This is a genomic window from Rhizobium sp. 05L419, from assembly GCF_056397845.1.
The window spans coordinates 139,120-158,074 of sequence record NZ_JBFTOF010000005.1; the positions used below are offsets into that span (position 1 = coordinate 139,120).

Here is an 18,955-nt window from a genome sequence, read left to right on the forward strand (position 1 = left end):
GAAACACATGACTGTAAAGGTTGCCATCAACGGTTTCGGCCGCATCGGCCGCAACGTTCTCCGCGCCATCGTCGAATCCGGCCGCACCGACATCGAAGTCGTCGCCATCAACGACCTCGGCCCTGTCGAAACCAACGCCCACCTGCTGCGCTACGATTCGATCCACGGCAAGTTCCCGGCGACCGTCAAGGTCGAAGGCGACACGATCACGGTCGGCAACGGCAAGCCGATCAAGGTCACCGCGATCAAGGACCCGGCAACGCTGCCGCACAAGGAACTCGGCGTCGACATCGCGATGGAATGCACCGGCATCTTCACGTCGCGCGACAAGGCTGCCCTGCACCTGACCGCCGGCGCCAAGCGCGTAATCGTCTCGGCTCCTGCCGACGGCGCCGACCTGACCGTCGTCTTCGGCGTCAACCACGACAAGCTGACCAAGGAACACCTGGTCATCTCCAACGCATCCTGCACCACCAACTGCCTGGTTCCGGTCGTCAAGGTCTTGAACGATGCGATCGGCATCGATCATGGCTTCATGACGACGATCCACTCCTACACCGGTGACCAGCCGACGCTCGACACCATGCACAAGGATCTCTACCGGGCCCGCGCTGCGGCGCTGTCGATGATCCCGACCTCGACCGGCGCTGCCAAGGCTGTCGGCCTGGTACTGCCTGAACTCAAGGGCAAGCTCGACGGCACCTCGATCCGCGTTCCGACGCCGAACGTTTCCGTCGTCGACTTCAAGTTCGTCGCCAAGCGCAACACGACGGTCGAGGAAATCAACGAAACCATCAAGGCCGCCGCCGACGGCGCCCTGAAGGGCATTCTCGGCTACACCGACGAGCCGCTGGTTTCCCGCGACTTCAACCACGACAGCCACTCCTCGATCTTCGCGCTCGACCAGACCAAGGTCCTGGAAGGCAACTTCGTTCGTATCCTCACCTGGTACGACAACGAGTGGGGTTTCTCCAGCCGCATGTCGGACACGGCCGTCGCCTTCGCCAAGACCATCTAAGGGTTCGGCGGAGAATGTCTGGGAGCGGCTCGGGAAACCGGGCCGCTTTTGTTTCTGCCATGTTCAGTGGCACCATCGACACCTCACCTGCCCCTCGCACGCTTGCCCTGCGGCGCCAAACTGACTAGCCTCAGGGTCTGTGAAACAGACACTGCGCAAGACATTGCAGCTGGCGGGTTCACCCATGAGAATTCTGATGATGGCCATCCTGCTCGTCATGATCGCGAGCGTGCTGAGCATGAGCCTCGTTGGCGGGCGCAGTTCGAGGCAGATCGCCAAGGGGCAGCCGCTGATGGAAACGGCGCGCGCAATGGGCCCACGTTGACAGGCGGTCTGCGCGGATAGTGCTGGCGCCGCGAACCCGATCGCCTTACTGTCGGCCTGTTGCGGCCCGCGCAGAAGCGAGAGAGAATTTTATGGATTACTTTACGATTGAAATCGGCGGACAGGCCATCGCGAGTTTCCGATCGGAAAACGACGAAGACGCCAAGCATTTCTTCCAGGCTGAAGATTTCAGGGAAGATCTGACGATCCTGCAATCCCAGGGCAAGCCGGTGTGGGACGGCGTCGCCAAGCTGACGTTGCGCAAGGCAACCGCCGAAGAGGCGAGCGAGGTCGAGCATGCCTACGAGTTCGACGACGATCCGGAGAGAACCATCGACGACGAATTCGTCGTCTTCCTGATTCCGATCGCCGACGCCGAGGATGAGGGCGACGACGCCGAAGCATAGTCGTGCGAACTCGGCTGATGTCGCGGACCAAAGGCGACATCAGTCCCTCGACGTCACCAGCGCCTTCGATGATGCACACAATGTCCAAGAAAAATACAGGGCGTCCCTTTCTGCCCTGTTCCTGCCTGATTTGGCCCTACACTTCCCATAGGCTCACTCTCGAACCGCTCGTCCGATTTGCCTTTCGGCATACCAATCAGCAGCATGACGCCGCAGCACGGAAAGGCTAGCCCTCAGGGTCTACCCTTCGAGTGGATTTTGCCGTTAACTGGCGGCCATCGAGTGCGGCTTGGAGAGATGAGAGGACAGAAAGCAGCTGCAGCAGACGGGGGCGATGCTGCAGCTTTGATCGGCGGATAAGGGGATCGGCATGGAAGCATTCTACATCGTCGTATTGGTATCGACGGCGCTGGTGCTCCTTGCGGCGTTTTCGAGCCTGCTTGCGTTTCGCTTCGGTGCTCCTCTTCTCCTGCTCTTCCTCGGGATCGGCCTGCTCGCCGGCACCGACGGTCTCGGCATCGAGTTCACCAACAATTATCTCGCCTATATTCTCGGCTCCATCGCGCTTGCAGTCATCCTGTTCGACTCCGGCTTCGGAACCCCGGTACAGGCGTTCAAGCTTGCGGCCGTCCCATCGCTGACGCTTGCCTCGGTCGGCGTGCTGATGACAGCGTCGCTCTTTGCCGTCGCTGCCATGTGGCTGCTGAATTTCAAATGGCTGGAAGGCATGCTGCTTGGCTCCATCGTCGCCTCGACCGACGCCGCCGCCGTCTTCTTCCTGCTGCGCATCGGCGGCATCAACATCCGCGACAAGGTGCGCTCGACGCTGGAAGTGGAATCCGGCACCAACGATCCGATGGCGATCTTCCTGACGATCGCCCTGGTCGAGGTGCTGGCAAGCGGCGAACGCTACCATGGCATCAATATCGGCATGCTTGCCATGTTCGTGCAGCAGATGGGGCTCGGTGTCATCCTTGGCCTGCTCGGTGGCATGATGATCGTGCTGATCGTTGGCAAGCTGGAAACCGACCGGGGGCTGACGCCCATCTTCGTGCTGGCGCTGGCGCTGCTCGTCTTCTCTGCGACGGGCGCCGTCGGCGGCAGCGGCTTCCTCGCGGTCTATGTCGCCGGCATCTATGCCGGCAATCGCAAGCTGCCCGGCTCTGCCTCGATCAAGCGCTTCCAGGACGGCATGACCTGGCTCGCGCAGATCATCATGTTCCTCGTCCTCGGCCTTTTGGCAACCCCCTCGCAGTTTCCGGCGATCGCCATCCCCGCCGTGCTCCTCGCCCTCTTCCTGATCTTCATTGCGCGTCCGCTGGCGATCTGGCTCTCGCTGCTGCCCTATGACTACACGCAGCAGGAGATCGGTTTCGTCGCCTGGGTCGGCCTGCGCGGCGCGGTCTCGATCCTGCTCGCGATCATGCCGATCCTTGGTGGCCTGGAAAACGGACAAGTCTATTTCAACACCGCCTTCATCATCGTGCTGGTCTCGCTGCTGTTGCAGGGCTGGACCATCAAGCCCGTCGCCAAGAAGCTCGGCCTTATCATTCCGCCTCGCATGGGCGCCGTCGACAAGGTGGAGGTCGACCTGCCGGGCGCGGCACACCACGAACTGCTGTCTTACCGCGTCATCAAGGATAGTCCCGTGCTTCGCGGCGAGCGAATCCCGCGCTGGGCAACCCCGTCGCTCATCATCCGCGACGGCAAGTCGATGCGCTACCAATATGCCGGGCGGCTCCGCGAGAACGACCTGGTCTATCTCTTTGTCGTTCCCTCCTATTCGCGTCTGCTCGACAAGCTGTTTGCAAGCCGCGCCCCGGTCGATGAAGACGATGCCGATTTCTTCGGTGCCTTCGCCCTTTCGCCTTCACGCCCCGCCGCCGACCTTGACGCCGCCTACGGCCCGGGCTTGCTGAATGAATCGGAGAAAGGCCTGACGATTGCCGAGTTGATGAAGCAGCGGCTCGGCGGCAAGGCCGACTATGCCGACCGCGTCCGCCTGGGCTCGATCATTCTGATCGTCCGCGACCTCGACGACCAGTATCATATCAGCTCCGTCGGCATGTCGCTCGAAGCCGTCGAACCGGCCATCACGCTCCCGATCTTCATCAATATGCGCGACATCATCGACCGCATGCGCGACCGGCTGAAAAGGAGAAAGAACAAGGAGGTGGCGGCAGCCGCAGCGGCCGCCAAAGGTGATGAAAACCCGCGCTGAATGCCTTGCGTCCGGGATGATCCTTGCTATGGTCCCCGCATCTTTTTGGGCAATAACGAACGGATCCTTCCATGCCTTCCTTCAAGACCCTCGACGACCTCAACGACATTGCCGGGAAGCGCGTTCTCGTCCGCGTCGACCTCAACGTCCCGGTAAAAGACGGCAAAGTGACCGATGTTACGCGCATCGAACGCGTTGCCCCGACGATCCTCGAATTGTCGCAAAAGGGCGCCAAGGTCATTCTCCTCGCGCACTTCGGCCGGCCGAAGGATGGCCCCTCGCCTGATCTCTCGCTGTCGCTGATCGCCCCCTCCGTCGAGGAGGTGCTCGATCACCCGGTGCAGACGGCCAGCGACGCGATCGGCGACGCTGCAGCGGCCGCGATCGCGGCAATGACGAACGGCGATATCCTGCTGCTGGAGAACACCCGCTTCCACAAGGGCGAGGAAAAGAACGATCCGGAATTCGTCAAGGCGCTGGCCGCCAACGGCGATATCTACGTCAACGACGCCTTCTCGGCTGCCCACCGCGCGCACGCCTCCACAGAGGGGCTCGCGCACCATCTCCCGGCCCATGCCGGCCGCACCATGCAGGCCGAGCTCGAGGCGCTCGAGAAGGGCCTCGGCAATCCGACCCGCCCCGTCGTCGCCATCGTCGGCGGCGCGAAGGTTTCGACCAAGATCGACCTGCTCATGAACCTCGTGAAGAAGGTCGACGCGCTGGTGATCGGCGGCGGCATGGCCAACACCTTCCTCGCCGCCCGCGGCACCGATGTCGGCAAGTCGCTCTGCGAGCACGACCTTGCCGATACCGCCCGCCAGATCATGATCGAAGCCGCGACAGCGGGCTGCGCCATCGTCCTGCCGGAAGACGGCATCATCGCTCGCGAGTTCAAGGCAGGGGCTGCCAACGAGACAGTCGCCATCGGCGCCATCCCGAGCGATGCCATGGTTCTGGACGTCGGCCCCAAGTCGATCGAGGCCATCAAGGCTTGGATCGAGCGCGCCAACACCCTGGTCTGGAACGGCCCGCTCGGCGCGTTCGAGATCGAGCCCTTCGACAAGGCGACGGTGGCTGCCGCAAAATATGCGGCCGAACGCACCAAGGCCGGCAAGCTCATCTCGGTTGCCGGCGGCGGCGACACGGTTTCGGCGCTGAACCACGCAGGCGTTGCCGACGACTTCAGCTACGTATCGACGGCAGGCGGCGCCTTCCTTGAGTGGATGGAAGGCAAGGTTCTTCCGGGCGTCGCAGTGCTAATCGCTGCGAAGTAAAACCAGAAGCCGATTCAACAAATTTTCCATGTAGATAGACCGCGGCACGCCAGTGTCCGCGGTCTTTTGCTCAGGAAAAAAACAAACGCCCAGACTTTCAACCGATTGAAAAGATTTCAATCGTTTCAGTCTTTTTGCCTGCCGTTTTCCCGTCTATAAACTTCTGTTATCGCCGACCTATATTCACCAGTTGACAGATTTTTCTTGCTGTGGAGAGAGCGATATGAGCGAACGTTTGGAAGACATTGCACTGCGTATGGTCACGGGCGGCCGCGGGCTGTTGGCAGCGGATGAATCGACGGCCACAATCGGCAAGCGGTTCGACACGATCGGCCTGGAATCGACGGAAACAAGCCGTCGCGACTACCGCGAAATGCTCTTGCGCTCAGACAGTGCGATGAAGGAATACATCTCCGGCGTCATCCTCTACGACGAAACCCTCTTTCAGAAAGCCGCAGACGGCACCCCGTTTGTGGACATCATCCGCGCCGCCGGCAGCATCCCCGGCATCAAGGTCGACACCGGCGCAAAGCCGATGGTCAACTATCCCGGCGAGACGATCACCGAGGGCCTCGACGGCCTTGCCGACCGCTTGGCCAAGTACTACGAAGCCGGCGCCCGCTTTGCCAAATGGCGCGGTGTGATCGCGATTTCCTCCTCTCTGCCAACCTGGGGCTCGATGCGGGCCAATGCCCATGCGCTTGCCCGTTACGCGGCACTGTGCCAGCAAGCCGGCATCGTCCCGATCGTCGAGCCGGAATGCCTGATGGACGGCAAGCCCGGCGACCACAACATCGACCGCTGTGCCGAAGTAACCGAATGGACGATCCGCACCGTCTTCGAAGAACTGGCCGACGCCCGCGTCAGCCTGGAGGGCATCGTCCTCAAGCCGAACATGGTCATCGACGGCAAGAACGCCCGCAAGGCATCGGTATCAGAAGTGGCCGAGCGCACTGTCCAAGTGCTGAAGCGTACCGTCCCGTCGGCCGTGCCCGGCATCGCCTTCCTCTCCGGCGGCCAGTCCACCGAGGAAGCGACCGCACACCTCTCCGCCATCAACTCCGGGTATGACCTGCCTTGGGCCGTTACCTTCTCCTATGGCCGCGCGCTGCAGGACACGGCCCTCAAGGCCTGGGGCGGCAAGCCGGAGAACGTTGCTGCCGGCCAGCGCGCCTTCAGCCATCGTGCCGAGATGAACAGCCTTGCCGCCAAGGGTCGCTGGAAGAAAGACCTCGAAAAGGCTGCTTAAACCAAGCGCGCCGCATTTCGGGAACCCGGTCGAGCAAGCGGCCGGGTTTTCCATTGTCACGGCGACAAATTTGCACTTCTGCCTCCAGCCAATCATGGCTAGTAGTCGTATCGCATGTTTGGCTGGAGCCCCCGATGAGTACTGTTTCCTTCACGACCGTCGACGTCTTCACCGCCACGCGCTTCGAGGGAAATCCGCTGGCCGTGATGACAGATGCGCGCGGCCTGAGCGATACCGACATGCAGAAGATCGCGGCCGAGTTCGGCTATTCCGAAGTGACATTCGTGCTGCCGCCGGAAGATCCCGAGAACACTGCTCGGGTGCGCATCTTCACCCCGACCATGGAAGTGCCTTTTGCCGGTCACCCGAACGTCGGAACGGCTTATGTACTCGCTCAGCAGTCCGAGGTCTTTGGACGGACGGCAGGCGACAGCTTGCGCTTCGAGGAAAAGGCCGGCCTGGTCAAGGTCGACCTCAAGCGTGACGGCAATCGCGTCGCGTCTGCCACGATACGCGCGCCGAAGCCGCTCATTGTCGGCCGGACGATCACGGCAGAAACAGTCGCCCGCTGCATTTCGATCGACGCCAAGGCAATCAGCACAAAGGCCCATCGGCCGGTGCTTGCCTCTGTCGGGCTGAGCTTTGTCGTCGCCGAGCTGGCAGATTTGCCGGCACTCGCCCTTGCCCGACCGAACCTTGCCTGCTTCCAGGAAGCCGCCGGCCCCACGCCGGAAGGCAGCCACGACTTCTCCCTGTTCGTCTACGTCCGCTCGCCCGATCATCCCTGGAACATCCGCGCGCGCATGTTCGCACCGCTCGACAATGTTGCGGAGGACCCGGCAACCGGCAGTGCCTCCGCCGCACTCGGCGCCTACCTCGTGTCGCTCGAGCCGGATGCGAACATGACCGTCTCGCTGACCATTGAGCAGGGCGTGGAAATGGGCCGGCGCAGCGTCATCGGGATCGACGTGGTCAAACTGGACGGCATCGTCACCGATGTGACCATCTCCGGCGCCTGCATGCCTGTCATGCGCGGCGAAATCGACTACTAGAATTCCAGCAAAAGTGCGCAGTGGTTTTGCGTTCGCAATTGCGTAGAAACAAAAAGAGAGAGCGTTTTCGCGATTCGACGCAAAGCGGATACTCTAGTCGAACAGGTCGCGACCGAGCAGTGCGACCGCCCAGGTCGCGAACGCGATAAGGGCTATCTTCCAGAAATCCGCCCGCCGCCGCAGACCGGGCAACCCGAGCGGTTTGATCACGTGGATTGCCATCGCCAGGATGAGCAGCAGCGCGATCAGCTTCGTCATGTCTTTATTTTTCCAACTGTTATTAATGTCACAGGACCGACATTATTTCGCGCAACGACTGCATTTATTCATGCCGTAAAGGCATTCGGGGGCACAATCAACAACCTTGAGACTGGGCGACACCTTGCGTCGCCATATGTCCGTTTGACAACCAATGCGCAGAGTCTGTGGAAAATGAAAAGAAACTTGCTGTCCGTCGCCGCACTGCTCTTTGGCACACTTTTCCTCTTCATGGGCAACGGCCTGCAAGGCATTCTACTTCCCGTCCGCGGCAATCTCGAGGGGTATGCGACCACGACGCTCGGCCTGCTGGGCACCTCGTGGGCCGCAGGCTTCGTCATCGGCTGCCTGGTAGCGCCGAAAATGGTGCGACGCGTCGGCCATGTGCGTGCGTTTTCCGGGTTCATCGCCATCATAGCCATCATCGCGCTCGTCAGCGGCATCGTCATTCACCCGGTCTGGTGGGTGCTGCTGCGCGCCGTCACCGGCTTTGCCACTGCCGGCACCTCGATGATCATCGAAAGCTGGCTGAACGAACGCGCCACCAATGAAAGCCGCGGCGCGATCTTCTCGCTCTACATCGCCATCACCCTCTTCGGCGTCGTCGCCGGCCAGATGATGATACCGCTGGAGGATGTGCGCACCCCCGTTCTCTTCATGATCTGCGGCATCTTCTATTGCATCGCCATGCTGCCGACGACGCTGTCGACTGCAGCCTCGCCGCAGCCGCTGAAGGCGGTCAAGCTCGATCTCCCCGCTCTCTATCGCAACTCGCCGGTTTCATGCCTCGGTATCTTGCTGGTCGGTATCGCCAACGGCGCCTACGGCACGCTGGGCGCGGTCTTTGGCGCCGGTGCCGGCCTCTCCGATACCAGCATCGCCATCATGATGAGCTCCACCATCTTTGCCGGTGCCCTGATGCAGCTTCCCGCCGGCCGCCTCTCGGACCGCATCGACCGTCGCTATGTGCTGGCGGCCATGTCAGCCGTCGCCGCCTTTGCCGGTCTGCTGCTCGCCGTGCTGCACCCGTCGTCGCCGACCTTCATCATCGGGCTTGTCATCCTCTACGGCGCAGTCGCCAACACGCTCTACCCCATCGCCGTCGCACATGCGAACGACTACGCCTCCTCCGAGGATTTCGTGAAGGTTTCCGGCGGCCTCCTGCTGCTCTACGGTATCGGCACCATCATCGGGCCGACGATCGGCGGCCCGGTCATGTCGATGGTCAATCCGCACGCGCTGTTCCTCGTGACCGCCGTCGCCCATGTGTTGATCACAGTGTACGCGATCATGCGCAGCCGCATGCGCGCCGCCATCCCGGCGGGCGATCGTGACGCATACACCACCTTGCCGACCGCGACGTCGCAAATGCTGACGCCCGAAAGCATGTCACTGGCAGATCGCGGCAACCCCAACAAGGCTCCCGAAACGGGCGATCCTGCGCTAAAGTACAAGTGATGCAAGGATGGAGGACTTCGCATGACCCTAGTCGATGACGACCGGCCCCAGAAGAAACCGACTCACGAAATCGGCATGGACCTTTCCATGATGTCGGTCGATGAGCTGAAAGCCAGGATCGAGCTCCTGAAAACCGAAATTACCCGCATCGAGGCCGAAGCGGCAAGAAAGGCCTCCGGAAGGTTGGCAGCAGAAAACCTGTTCCGATCCTGACCCCGCCACTGGCCGGAATTGAATTATAGCGGCTGCGCAAGTGTTAATTCGGCACAGACTTAATGAGACGTTAAGCTTTATAAGGTATTACTCTACTCATCCGGACTTGCTCCGGATTTCAGACAGTTTCCCATGCGGTGAATTGGTCTGATTTTTCTCCCTGTTTTACCTTGAGAGCCGCTTTTGCGGCTCTTCTTTTTTGCCTGCGTTGGGGACTAGTTCCATGAAACTGTGGAAGTTAACCCTTTCTTAAGAAACGCCTTGCGCAATTGGGCTAAAGCTACCATCTTAAAAGCATAAAAGACCGACTAGAGAAACTTTCTGCCTTTGGTCGGCATTACCTGCCCATAAGTAGATGCGTGCAATAGGGACTGTTTAAATGTCAGAGCTTGGATTGAATACGATCAGTTTTGCAGGTCGCGCTGCCGCATCCTCGCAGTTCAAGACACTGTATTCGGAAGGAATGTCGCTGGTCGAAGAGACCGCCGCCTACCTCGACGGCAATGGCCGCACAGCCTCCAAGGTGCTGCCGCGCATGGCGTCTGTTCTCTACGCTGCCGAATCGATGCGCCTTACCACCCGCCTAATGCAGATGGCCTCGTGGCTCCTGCTCCAGCGTGCCGTCAACAACGGCGAGATGTCGCGCGACCAGGTGCTCGCGGAAAAGAACAAGGTTCGCCTCGACGGCTTCAACGTCGACCGCAACGCTCCGGGCTGGGGCGATCTGCCGGAATCGTTCCGCGACCTGATCGAGCGCTCGCTGCGCCTTCAAAACCGCGTCGCCCTGCTCGACCGCGAAATCTACCGCCCGAACGAGGCACCGATCGTGCCTGACAACCAGAACAGCGTTCAGGCCCAGTTGAGCCTGCTGCAGACGGCTTTCGGCAACAACTAATCGCCCGGAATTTGGTATGTTCAGAACCGGCTGCGCCCCGCGCAGCCGGTTTTTTGTTGTCTGGCACACAAAATGCAGCGCCTGAGCACCGTCGGCACAAACAAAAAAAGCCCCGCCGAAGCGGAGCTCTTTGAAATTCTGCCAGCCGGCAGCGATCAGAGGCCGAGGCCGCCGAAACGCTTGTTGAACTTGGAAACGCGGCCACCGCGGTCCATGAGCTGCTGGTTGCCGCCCGTCCAAGCCGGGTGCGACTTGGAGTCGATTTCGAGGTTCATGACGGCGCCTTCAGCGCCCCAGGTCGAGCGGGTCTCGTACTCGGTGCCGTCGGTCATGACCACCTTGATCGTGTGATAGTCGGGATGAATCTGTGCCTTCATAACAATCTTCCTGCCACGAACGTCCAATTTGACGCATCACGTTGCGACAAGAGGACCGATTGAATAAATGAAGCCGCAGGCGTTTAAGGCTACGGCTTCCCATTAGGATGCGGTGCCTATACATGAAGGCCACTGGGATAACAAGAGCCATCAACCGTGTTGCGCGGTGTTGAAGGCGATCGGAGATGAATTGACAGACGCAGTGCAAACCGGGGAGAAGAAGTCGCGTTCTCTGACGCCGCTCGGCAGGTTGGCGCCCTACGTCATGCGCTACCGGGGCATGGTCGCCGGCGCCCTCTTCTCGCTGACTCTTGCCGCCGTCACGTCACTCACCTTGCCGCTTGCCGTCCGCCGCATGATCGACCACGGCTTCACCCAGGCGGACGGCCGCTTCATCAACAGCTACTTCCTCATGCTGATGGTAGTGGCAGTGGTGCTGGCTGTCGCCAGCGCGCTCCGCTACTACTTCGTCATCACGCTCGGCGAGCGCATCGTCTCGGACCTCCGCCGCGATGTCTTCGCCCATGTCACGCGTCTGTCTCCCTCCTTCTTCGACGTCAACCAGTCGGGCGAAATCGTTTCCCGCCTGACGGCGGATACGACACAGATCAAGTCCGCGGTCGGGGCCACCGCGTCGGTTGCGCTCCGCAACCTGATCCTGTGCTTCGGCGCCATGGGCATGATGATCGTCACCTCGCCCAAGCTCTCCAGCCTGGTGCTCGGCGCAATTCCATTGATCGTCTTCCCGCTCGTCGGGTTCGGCCGTTCCGTGCGCAAGCGCTCCCGTGCCGCGCAGGACACGCTCGCAGACGCGTCCGCCTTCGCCAACGAGACCATATCGGCGACACGTACGGTGCAGGCCTTCGGCGGCGAGGCCGCGGCAGCGGGGCGCTACGGAGCCGCCGTCGAAACGGCTTACGATGCCGCGCGCGCGGCCATTCGCTCGCGATCCCTTTTGACGGGGATTGCCATCACCCTGATTTTCGGCAGCGTCGTCGCCGTCCTCTGGGTCGGCGCCCACAATGTTCTTGCCGGTACGCTTTCCCCGGGCACGCTTGGGCAGTTTCTGCTCTATTCCGTCATCGCGGCGGGTTCGCTTGGCGCCCTCTCCGAAGTCTGGGGAGAATTTTCGCAGGCAGCCGGTGCCGCCGACCGCCTGACAGAACTGCTGGACGAGGTATCCCCTATCCGCGCGCCGACAAATCCGGCAACGCTGCCGGATCCCGCCCTTGGTCGGGTGGAGTTCTCCGATGTCCACTTCGCCTATCCGTCGCGCCCCGGCAGGTCGGCACTTCACGGCTTGAACTTCCGCATCGCGCCCGGCGAAACCGTTGCGATCGTCGGCGCTTCGGGCGCCGGGAAAACCACCGTGTTTTCGCTGCTGCTCCGTTTCTACGACCCGCAGCAGGGCGCCGTCCTGATCGACGGCGTCGATGCCCGCACGGTCGATCCCGACGCGCTGCGCCAACGCATGGCGATCGTCCCCCAGGACGTCACGATCTTTGCCGCCTCGATCCATGAGAATATCGCCTTCGGCCGCCCCGATGCCAGCAAGGAGGCGGTGCGGGCAGCAGCCATTGCGGCCCAGGCCGACGAATTCATCGCGAGGTTGGAGAACGGCTACAACACCGAGGTCGGCGAGCGTGGCATCACGCTTTCCGGCGGTCAGCGTCAGCGCATCGCGATTGCCCGCGCCATCTTGAAAGACGCCCCGCTCCTGCTTCTCGACGAGGCAACCTCGGCGCTCGATGCCGAGAGCGAGACGCTTGTACAAAGAGCGCTCGACGGCCTGATGGAAGGACGCACCACCCTTATCATCGCCCATCGCCTGGCAACGGTATTGAAGGCAGACCGTATCCTTGTCCTGAACGAGGGGCGTGTGGTCGAAGAGGGCACGCACCAGACCCTCGTGCGCCATGGCGGAATCTATGCCAAGCTGGCAAAGCTGCAGTTCGAGACGGGAGCCGAAGAGTTCCTCGCTGCCGCAAAATAGTGCGGCCGCGTTGCAATTGTCTTCCCGAGCGGCAAGGATCGCCGTTGGCGGCGGCCGAACCACGGCTTTCAGGGTTGCAAAAGACCTAAATATCCCGATGGAATAGTTGTGTTTTTTGTTTTAGGCTGCGCTTGCAGATTGAACAACATCCTGATTCCGGGAGACAAAATCGATGTATAAGTTCGAAGTGTATAAGGACAAGGCAGGCGAATTCCGGTTCCGCTTCAAGGCCTCGAATGGCGAAACGATGTTCGGCTCCGAAGGCTACAAGGCCAAGGCATCGGCTCTGAGCKCAATCGAATCCATCAAGAAGAACTCTCCCGGCGCAGAGGTCGACGACACCACCAAGGCTTCCTCCTGAAAAGCATCAGGCGGCGCCTGGAGCGCCGCCTCATCAATCGAGGTCATTCGCACAGCACGCCGCGCCCTCCCCGCAGCCGACATCACCCCACGAACCGGAAGCTGCGAAATCGCCGGCGGATAGCGCGTGCAATCACTTCTCGGTCAGCTTGAGTTCGATGCGGCGATTCGTTGCATGCGCTTCCGGCGTCTCGCCCGGTGCGATCGGCTGAAACTCGCCAAAACCGGCAGCCACGAGGCGATCGGCAGGCACGCCCTGGGCGATCAGGAACTTCACCACCGAGATCGCGCGGGCCGATGAAAGCTGCCAGTTGTCGGAGAATTTCCCGGTTCCGGCGAGCGGCACGTTGTCGGTATGGCCGTCGACGCGCAGGACCCAGTTGATTTCAGGCGGAATTTCCTTCGCCACGTCGAGAAGAGCGGCGGCGAGCTTCGCCATTTCTGTCTGCCCGTCCGGATTGAGATCTGCCCCGCCAGACGGGAAGAGCACTTCGGACTGGAAGACGAAGCGGTCGCCGACGATCCGAATGTTCTCGCGGTCGGAGAGGATCTCGCGCAGCCGCCCGAAGAAGTCGGAGCGATAGCGGTTCAGCTCCTGCACCCGCTGCGCCAGCGCGACATTGAGCCGGCGACCGAGATCGGCGATCTTCGTCTGCGACGTCTGGTCCTTCTGCTCTGAGGCCTGGAGAGCGACTTCGATCGCGGCAATCTGGCTGCGCAGGGCGGCAATCTGCTGGTTCAGCAGTTCGACCTGGCTCATCGCCCTTTCGCTCGTCTGTTTTTGCTCGTCGAGCTCCTTCGTCAGGCTGCCGACCCGTTGCTGCGCCAGATCCTGGCCTCCCGATCCAGCTGAAAGCAGCGACTGCAGGCGGGAGCGTTCGCTCTCGGCGGACGCCAGCGACGCCTGCAGGTTGGCGACGCTATCTTCAAGGTCCTGCTTGCTTCCCTTCTCGAGCGCGAGCAGCTGCGTCAGCTCGTTGATCTGGCTGTTCAGCCGCGTCAACACCTCGTCGCGTCCGGTAATCTCGCGGCTGAGGATGAACTGCCCGACGACGAAGACCGTGAGCAGGAACATGACGGCGATCAGGAGCGTCGACAGCGCGTCGACGAATCCCGGCCAATAGTCTACCGCGCGTTCGCGGCCACGCTTGCGGCCAAGTGCCATGGCTTACTTGCCCTCGCTCTTCTCGGTCTGCGGCATGCGTTGGCTGCGTTCGGCCGACGCTTGCCGTTCTTGCGATCCGACCCGCTCGGCAAGCCTGTCGAGCGTGCGCCGCATCGCCTTGGCCTCGTCCTGTTGCGCTTCGATCCAGTCGCGCAGCATCTGCTGCTCGTTGCGCATGTTCTTGACCAGGCCCTGAATGCCTTCGGCCAGGTTTGCCATGGCCGCGACGGACCGCTGGCTGCCGGCGCCGCCGTCCTCGGCGGACTTGCGCAGATAGTCGGAGAGTGCGCGGATTTCTTCAGGGGAAATGCCGGAGGCTGAGCCGATTACCGGAACGGCCGTATCGGACCCGAGATCGGTTACCGACGAGAGCCAGTTTTCCAATTCGACGTAGAAGCGGTTCTGGGCGCGGCCGGCCTGCAGGTCCAGGAAGCCAAGAATAAGCGAGCCGGAAAGGCCGAGCAGCGAGGACGAGAATGCCTGTCCCATGCCCGAAAGAGGCGTCGACAGCCCTTCCTTCAGCGCGCTGAGCACATCGGAAGAGCCATTGGTACCGGCATCGAGCGACTGAATGACGCTGCTGATCGAGCTGATCGTACCGATCAGACCCCAAAAGGTGCCGAGCAGGCCAAGGAACACCAGGAGCCCGATGAGGTAGCGCGAGACATCGCGTGATTCATCGAGGCGGTTGGCGATCGAATCAAGAATGGACCGGAACGCCGCGGTCGAAAGCCCGGCCGAAGCCTTGCGGCTGCCGAGCAGCGTGCGCATCGGCGCCAGCAGCTTGGGATCGCGGCTCACCTTGTCGGCGTTGCCTGCAGCGCGAAACGAATTGAACCAGCGCACTTCGGGGCGAAGCGCCAGCACATGCGTGAAGACGAGGATGATACCGACGCCGAGCACGCCGACAATCAGGCCGTTGAGGCCCGGATTGTGCATGAATGCGGTCTGTGCCTGCCGGAACAGGATCGCGGCGATAAACCCGACGATGACCAGGAACATGACCATCGTCCACAGGAACGGCATCGGACTGGAGAGTTTGTAACTGTAGTTGCCCGTGGTTTTTTCGGTCGAGCCGAACTCCGCCACATTCACGTTTTCCATAGATTCCGCAGCCTCCGGCTTCATCGCCACCGAAGACTAGAGCATCATTGTGCCGAATTGAAGTACGTGGAACGGAAAACCGTGTCTTTACAACAGCGATTTAGCGGCTGGGGACCGGGCGTTTGGCTACGTCCAGCAATGCCTTCTGGATGTGCTCGTTACCGGCAACGACGCCGCCGGTTTCCAGGATGGAGGTGCCGCCATCCCAATCGGACACATAGCCGCCGGCTTCACGGATCAGCAGAATGCCGGCAGCGATATCCCAGGCCGAAAGCCCCGTCTCCCAGTAGCCGTCGAACCGGCCGGCAGCGACATAGGCGAGGTCCAGAGAAGCCGCGCCCATGCGGCGGATACCCGCCACCTCGCCCATGACGTGGCGAAGCTCGACGAGGAACTTGCCGTGATTGCCGCGCCCCAGATGCGGCACGCCGCAGGCGACCACGCAATCTGAAAGCACGCGGCGCGCACCGACGCGAAGGCGGCGGTCGTTGAGGAAGGCGCCGCCGCCGCGCTCGGCGGTGTAGAGTTCGTCGGTCGCCGGATTGAAGATGACGCCCGCAACGATCTCGTTGTTTCGCTCAAGCGCGATCGAGACGGCAAACTGCGGAATGCCGTGCAGGAAGTTTGTCGTGCCGTCGAGCGGATCGACGATCCAGCGATGCGCACCGTCCGTGCCCTTGATCTCTTCGCCTTCCTCGCCGAGGAAGCCATAGGTCGGGCGCGACTTGAGAAGCTCGTCCTTGACGATCTTCTCCGCCTTGCGGTCGGCATTGGAGACGAAATCGCCCGGTCCCTTGACGGAAACCTGCAGGTTCTGCACTTCGCCGAAATCACGCCCCAGTGATTTTCCTGCCTTGATGGCAGCCTGAACCATGACATTGAGAAGAGCTGAACGGGCCATGTGGGCACTTTTCCTTGAACGGTAAACGAATGCGCTGTCAGGGCGGGGAAGGTCCCTGATCGCCGAGGAAGGCAGCGCTCTATAAAGATTGGCGGCTTCAAGACCACAAAATCAGGGAAATTTCAAGTGCGCTGCCGCAGGTCGGGGAGAAGGCTGTGACAAACGCGCTCGTGTCACGACCGCAAACAGGCGATTCAGGCACCCTGGCCAGACTGCAGCCTAGAATTTCTGCTGGGTTATCAAAACCTCGCGCGCGATTTGGTCGAGAGGCAGAATGCGATCGACGCCCCCCTTGGCGATCGCCTCCTTCGGCATGCCGAAGACGATCGATGTCGCCTCGTCCTGCGCCACCGTGTAGGCGCCGGCCTGATGCATTTCCAGCATGCCCTTGGCGCCATCGTCGCCCATGCCGGTCATGATGATCCCCATGGCATTCGACCCTGCTGCACGAGCGGCCGAACGAAAGAGCACGTCGACGGACGGCCTGTGGCGCGAAACGAGCGGCCCGGTCTTGACCGAGACATGATAGCGCGCGCCCCGCCGCTCCAGGAGCATGTGCCTATCGCCCGGTGCGATCAGAACATGGCCGCGCAGCACCGGATCGCCGTCCACCGCTTCCTTCACTTCAACCGCACAAAGACTGTTCAGCCGCTTGGCGAAGGCAGCCGTGAATTTCTCCGGCATGTGCTGGACGATGACGATGCCCGGGGCATTGGCAGGTAGCGCCTCCAGAAATTCGCGCAGCGCCTCTGTCCCGCCTGTCGAAGCACCGACGCAGACGATCATTTCCGTCGTCTTCGCCATGGCGCGGCCGGTCGGTGGCGGCAGCATGGCATCCGCCGTCAGCTTCTGCGGCGGCGCGTCCTTTCCCGGACGAAGGCTGCTCGCCGAGCGCCTGGTGTTGCCAAGGCGCGCATGCGAGGCGCTCTTGACCACCTCTCTGATGCGCACGGCGTCATCGGAGAGACTGTCGGCCGCCCCGATCTTCGATTTCAGGATCACGTCGACGGCACCGGCCTCAAGCGCCTGCAGCAATGTCTCCGAACCGGCCTCGGTCAGCGACGAGCACATGACGACGGGGATCGGACGCTGCAGCATCAGCTTGCGCAGGAAGGTGATGCCGTCCATGCGGGGCATCTCGACATCGAGCGTGATGACGTCGGGTATTTCCTCCTGGATCTTCTTCGCCGCCATGAAGGGATCGGTCGCGACCCCCATGACCTCGATATCCGGGTCTTCCTGGAGCACCCGGACGAGCGTCTGGCGAACGCTTGCGGAATCGTCGATGACGAGCACGCGAATTTTCTTGCCCATTGGCGACCTCTACCTAAACGCGCTGAAAAACAGTGTTTGAGGCCTGCTTCAGAGGCAAATCGATCCCGGCAATGGACTCGGAATGACCGATGAACATGTAGCCTCCGAGAGTGAGGCGATCACACAGCCGCTTCAGCACAGCCGCTTGCGTCGGCTTGTCGAAATAGATCAGTACATTGCGGCAGAAGATGATGTGCATCGCCTCGCCCACAAGATAGCTGTCGTCCATCAGGTTCATGCGTGCAAAGCCGACCTTTGCCCTGAGTGCCGCCGATATCCGCACGTCCCGGCGGCCCGGCTGCTTGGCGACCATCACATACTTCCGCTGCAGATCGCGCGGGACCGGGTGGACCATGTCTTCTGCGTAGATCCCGAGTCGCGCCGCATTCAGCACGTCGGTGCTGAGATCGGTTGCCAGGATGCTGTAGTTGAGGTCGCGCCGCCCTCCGCAAAACTCCTCGAGCACCATCGCCATCGTATAGGGCTCGGCCCCGGTCGAGCACGCCGAACTCCAGGTGCGGATCGTGCGGATGCCATTCCCCGCCAGCGCGGGCAGCGCTACCTGCTGCATATACTCGAAATGCCGCGCCTCCCGGAAGAAATCGGTCTTGTTCGTCGTCACCGCGTCGATCAGATAGACCGTCTCATGCTCGAGCCCGTCGTCATGAAACAGGAAGTCGCAATAATCGTCGAAGGTGGCATGGTTCGTCGCCCGCAGGCGGCGGCGAAGCCTGCCCTCCAGCATCGTCAGTTTCGTCGGCGGCATCTTGATGCCGCTGTAGTCGTAGATGAACCGGGCAAGCTTATCGAAATTGCGCTTGCTGATCCTGTCGCCGACAAATTGGGTTTCCACTGCTGCCATACTCATTGATAGCGATACTCCAGCTGGTCTGCTCAGGCGGCCGATTGCAGGGCCGAGGCGTCCTCGCGCGACAAAAGCCGCGCGAGATCGACGATAACGACGAAGCCGCCGTCCCGGCGCACGACGCCGGCAATGTAGTCGGACCGCCAGCGCACGCCGATATCGGGCGCCGCCTCGATCTGGTCATGCCGGAAGGGCGTGACCTCGAAGACGCGGTCGGCAACGAGACCGAGGGTGAGCAAACGGCTCTCCATCGGAACATCGAGGACCAGGACCCGCGTATGCGGCGTCGGAACCGTCTTCGACATGCCGAGCTTCAGCCTGAGATCGATGGTCGGCACGCCCTGGCCGCGCACGTCGCGAAGGCCAAGGAGATAGTCAGGACCATTCGGAATCTTGAAGGCTTCCGCATAGTCCAGGATTTCCCGCACCACCTCCACCGGCACGGCGAATATCTCATCGCCGAGACTGAAGGTCACGAACTGCGCTTCCAGGGGTGCCGTTGCCATC

The 18,955-nt window shown here is 61.6% G+C and carries 20 protein-coding genes; 12 read left to right on the plus strand and 8 right to left on the minus strand.

The genetic code is table 11. The features are described from left to right. Nucleotides 1–7: 7 nt before the first annotated feature. The 7 genes from gap to AC1DMK_RS08610 all read left to right on the plus strand — a co-directional run bounded on the left by gap (nucleotide 8) and on the right by AC1DMK_RS08610 (nucleotide 7,545). Nucleotides 8–1,018 carry a type I glyceraldehyde-3-phosphate dehydrogenase gene (gene gap / locus AC1DMK_RS08580; protein WP_037069293.1) on the plus strand — a complete coding sequence of 337 codons (1,011 nt, stop codon included), beginning with the start codon at nucleotides 8–10 and terminating at the stop codon, nucleotides 1,016–1,018. A 184-nt stretch (nucleotides 1,019–1,202) separates the two neighbouring features. Beyond that, complete coding sequence (locus AC1DMK_RS08585) at nucleotides 1,203–1,343, plus strand: hypothetical protein (RefSeq protein WP_477858351.1); 141 nt, start codon at nucleotides 1,203–1,205, stop codon at nucleotides 1,341–1,343. Nucleotides 1,344–1,434: 91 nt separating this feature from the next. After that, nucleotides 1,435–1,749, plus strand: a complete 315-nt coding sequence (locus AC1DMK_RS08590) for a hypothetical protein (protein WP_477858353.1) — start codon at nucleotides 1,435–1,437, stop codon at nucleotides 1,747–1,749. A 370-nt stretch (nucleotides 1,750–2,119) separates the two neighbouring features. After that, on the plus strand, nucleotides 2,120–3,970 hold the full coding sequence (locus AC1DMK_RS08595; RefSeq protein WP_037069299.1) for a potassium/proton antiporter: 1,851 nt from the start codon (nucleotides 2,120–2,122) through the stop codon (nucleotides 3,968–3,970). A 71-nt stretch (nucleotides 3,971–4,041) separates the two neighbouring features. Then, nucleotides 4,042–5,244 (plus strand): phosphoglycerate kinase, encoded by a 1,203-nt coding sequence (locus AC1DMK_RS08600; RefSeq protein ID WP_477858356.1) that lies wholly within the window; start codon nucleotides 4,042–4,044, stop codon nucleotides 5,242–5,244. Nucleotides 5,245–5,467: 223 nt separating this feature from the next. Next, nucleotides 5,468–6,493, plus strand: coding sequence for a class I fructose-bisphosphate aldolase (locus AC1DMK_RS08605; RefSeq protein ID WP_477858358.1), 1,026 nt, complete (start codon nucleotides 5,468–5,470; stop codon nucleotides 6,491–6,493). A 134-nt stretch (nucleotides 6,494–6,627) separates the two neighbouring features. Further along, nucleotides 6,628–7,545, plus strand: a complete 918-nt coding sequence (locus tag AC1DMK_RS08610; protein ID WP_477858360.1) for a PhzF family phenazine biosynthesis protein — start codon at nucleotides 6,628–6,630, stop codon at nucleotides 7,543–7,545. A 93-nt stretch (nucleotides 7,546–7,638) separates the two neighbouring features. Here the strand turns inward: AC1DMK_RS08610 and AC1DMK_RS08615 are convergent, their stop codons facing one another. Next, nucleotides 7,639–7,803, minus strand: coding sequence for a hypothetical protein (locus AC1DMK_RS08615; protein ID WP_477858362.1), 165 nt, complete (start codon nucleotides 7,801–7,803; stop codon nucleotides 7,639–7,641). A 174-nt stretch (nucleotides 7,804–7,977) separates the two neighbouring features. Between AC1DMK_RS08615 and AC1DMK_RS08620 the strand changes: the two genes are divergently transcribed. The 3 genes from AC1DMK_RS08620 (at nucleotide 7,978) to rcdA (ending at nucleotide 10,369) form a co-directional block, all read left to right on the plus strand. Beyond that, nucleotides 7,978–9,261 carry an MFS transporter gene (locus AC1DMK_RS08620; protein ID WP_477858364.1) on the plus strand — a complete coding sequence of 428 codons (1,284 nt, stop codon included), beginning with the start codon at nucleotides 7,978–7,980 and terminating at the stop codon, nucleotides 9,259–9,261. 21 nt (nucleotides 9,262–9,282) lie between these two features. Then, complete coding sequence (locus tag AC1DMK_RS08625) at nucleotides 9,283–9,474, plus strand: DUF1192 domain-containing protein (protein ID WP_037069313.1); 192 nt, start codon at nucleotides 9,283–9,285, stop codon at nucleotides 9,472–9,474. A 379-nt stretch (nucleotides 9,475–9,853) separates the two neighbouring features. Then, nucleotides 9,854–10,369, plus strand: a complete 516-nt coding sequence (gene rcdA, locus AC1DMK_RS08630; protein ID WP_037069316.1) for a protease adaptor protein RcdA — start codon at nucleotides 9,854–9,856, stop codon at nucleotides 10,367–10,369. A gap of 155 nt (nucleotides 10,370–10,524) precedes the next feature. Here the strand turns inward: rcdA and rpmE are convergent, their stop codons facing one another. Continuing rightward, complete coding sequence (rpmE, locus tag AC1DMK_RS08635) at nucleotides 10,525–10,746, minus strand: 50S ribosomal protein L31 (RefSeq protein ID WP_477858366.1); 222 nt, start codon at nucleotides 10,744–10,746, stop codon at nucleotides 10,525–10,527. A 190-nt stretch (nucleotides 10,747–10,936) separates the two neighbouring features. On the opposite strand from rpmE, the gene AC1DMK_RS08640 reads away from it, so the two are divergent. Then, complete coding sequence (locus AC1DMK_RS08640) at nucleotides 10,937–12,739, plus strand: ABC transporter transmembrane domain-containing protein (RefSeq protein ID WP_477858368.1); 1,803 nt, start codon at nucleotides 10,937–10,939, stop codon at nucleotides 12,737–12,739. Nucleotides 12,740–12,911: 172 nt separating this feature from the next. After that, complete coding sequence (locus AC1DMK_RS08645) at nucleotides 12,912–13,100, plus strand: YegP family protein (protein WP_477858370.1); 189 nt, start codon at nucleotides 12,912–12,914, stop codon at nucleotides 13,098–13,100. A gap of 132 nt (nucleotides 13,101–13,232) precedes the next feature. On the opposite strand, the gene AC1DMK_RS08650 is transcribed toward AC1DMK_RS08645, so the two are convergent. From AC1DMK_RS08650 to AC1DMK_RS08675, 6 genes are all read right to left on the minus strand, one after another. Then, nucleotides 13,233–14,264 carry a peptidoglycan -binding protein gene (locus AC1DMK_RS08650; protein WP_037069324.1) on the minus strand — a complete coding sequence of 344 codons (1,032 nt, stop codon included), beginning with the start codon at nucleotides 14,262–14,264 and terminating at the stop codon, nucleotides 13,233–13,235. 3 nt (nucleotides 14,265–14,267) lie between these two features. After that, on the minus strand, nucleotides 14,268–15,368 hold the full coding sequence (locus AC1DMK_RS08655) for a flagellar motor protein MotA (protein ID WP_477858372.1): 1,101 nt from the start codon (nucleotides 15,366–15,368) through the stop codon (nucleotides 14,268–14,270). A gap of 100 nt (nucleotides 15,369–15,468) precedes the next feature. Beyond that, nucleotides 15,469–16,269, minus strand: coding sequence for an inositol monophosphatase family protein (locus tag AC1DMK_RS08660; protein WP_037069331.1), 801 nt, complete (start codon nucleotides 16,267–16,269; stop codon nucleotides 15,469–15,471). A gap of 219 nt (nucleotides 16,270–16,488) precedes the next feature. Beyond that, nucleotides 16,489–17,583 carry a protein-glutamate methylesterase/protein-glutamine glutaminase gene (locus AC1DMK_RS08665; RefSeq protein ID WP_477858374.1) on the minus strand — a complete coding sequence of 365 codons (1,095 nt, stop codon included), beginning with the start codon at nucleotides 17,581–17,583 and terminating at the stop codon, nucleotides 16,489–16,491. 13 nt (nucleotides 17,584–17,596) lie between these two features. Continuing rightward, a complete protein-coding gene (locus tag AC1DMK_RS08670; RefSeq protein ID WP_477858376.1) occupies nucleotides 17,597–18,451 on the minus strand; it encodes a CheR family methyltransferase in 855 nt (284 codons plus the stop codon). Between the two features lie 26 nt (nucleotides 18,452–18,477). Next, complete coding sequence (locus tag AC1DMK_RS08675; RefSeq protein ID WP_037069340.1) at nucleotides 18,478–18,954, minus strand: chemotaxis protein CheW; 477 nt, start codon at nucleotides 18,952–18,954, stop codon at nucleotides 18,478–18,480. Nucleotide 18,955 lies beyond the last annotated feature (1 nt).

Bases quoted from the DNA above. Each gene is read 5' to 3' on its own strand.
- gap (WP_037069293.1), top strand. From the start codon at position 8: ATGACTGTAAAGGTTGCCATCAACGGTTTCGGCCGCATCGGCCGCAAC.
- AC1DMK_RS08585 (WP_477858351.1), top strand. From the start codon at position 1,203: ATGAGAATTCTGATGATGGCCATCCTGCTCGTCATGATCGCGAGCGTG.
- AC1DMK_RS08590 (WP_477858353.1), top strand. From the start codon at position 1,435: ATGGATTACTTTACGATTGAAATCGGCGGACAGGCCATCGCGAGTTTC.
- AC1DMK_RS08595 (WP_037069299.1), top strand. From the start codon at position 2,120: ATGGAAGCATTCTACATCGTCGTATTGGTATCGACGGCGCTGGTGCTC.
- AC1DMK_RS08600 (WP_477858356.1), top strand. From the start codon at position 4,042: ATGCCTTCCTTCAAGACCCTCGACGACCTCAACGACATTGCCGGGAAG.
- AC1DMK_RS08605 (WP_477858358.1), top strand. From the start codon at position 5,468: ATGAGCGAACGTTTGGAAGACATTGCACTGCGTATGGTCACGGGCGGC.
- AC1DMK_RS08610 (WP_477858360.1), top strand. From the start codon at position 6,628: ATGAGTACTGTTTCCTTCACGACCGTCGACGTCTTCACCGCCACGCGC.
- AC1DMK_RS08615 (WP_477858362.1), bottom strand. From the start codon at position 7,803: ATGACGAAGCTGATCGCGCTGCTGCTCATCCTGGCGATGGCAATCCAC.
- AC1DMK_RS08620 (WP_477858364.1), top strand. From the start codon at position 7,978: ATGAAAAGAAACTTGCTGTCCGTCGCCGCACTGCTCTTTGGCACACTT.
- AC1DMK_RS08625 (WP_037069313.1), top strand. From the start codon at position 9,283: ATGACCCTAGTCGATGACGACCGGCCCCAGAAGAAACCGACTCACGAA.
- rcdA (WP_037069316.1), top strand. From the start codon at position 9,854: ATGTCAGAGCTTGGATTGAATACGATCAGTTTTGCAGGTCGCGCTGCC.
- rpmE (WP_477858366.1), bottom strand. From the start codon at position 10,746: ATGAAGGCACAGATTCATCCCGACTATCACACGATCAAGGTGGTCATG.
- AC1DMK_RS08650 (WP_037069324.1), bottom strand. From the start codon at position 14,264: ATGGCACTTGGCCGCAAGCGTGGCCGCGAACGCGCGGTAGACTATTGG.
- AC1DMK_RS08655 (WP_477858372.1), bottom strand. From the start codon at position 15,368: ATGGAAAACGTGAATGTGGCGGAGTTCGGCTCGACCGAAAAAACCACG.
- AC1DMK_RS08660 (WP_037069331.1), bottom strand. From the start codon at position 16,269: ATGGCCCGTTCAGCTCTTCTCAATGTCATGGTTCAGGCTGCCATCAAG.
- AC1DMK_RS08665 (WP_477858374.1), bottom strand. From the start codon at position 17,583: ATGGGCAAGAAAATTCGCGTGCTCGTCATCGACGATTCCGCAAGCGTT.
- AC1DMK_RS08670 (WP_477858376.1), bottom strand. From the start codon at position 18,451: ATGAGTATGGCAGCAGTGGAAACCCAATTTGTCGGCGACAGGATCAGC.
- AC1DMK_RS08675 (WP_037069340.1), bottom strand. From the start codon at position 18,954: ATGGCAACGGCACCCCTGGAAGCGCAGTTCGTGACCTTCAGTCTCGGC.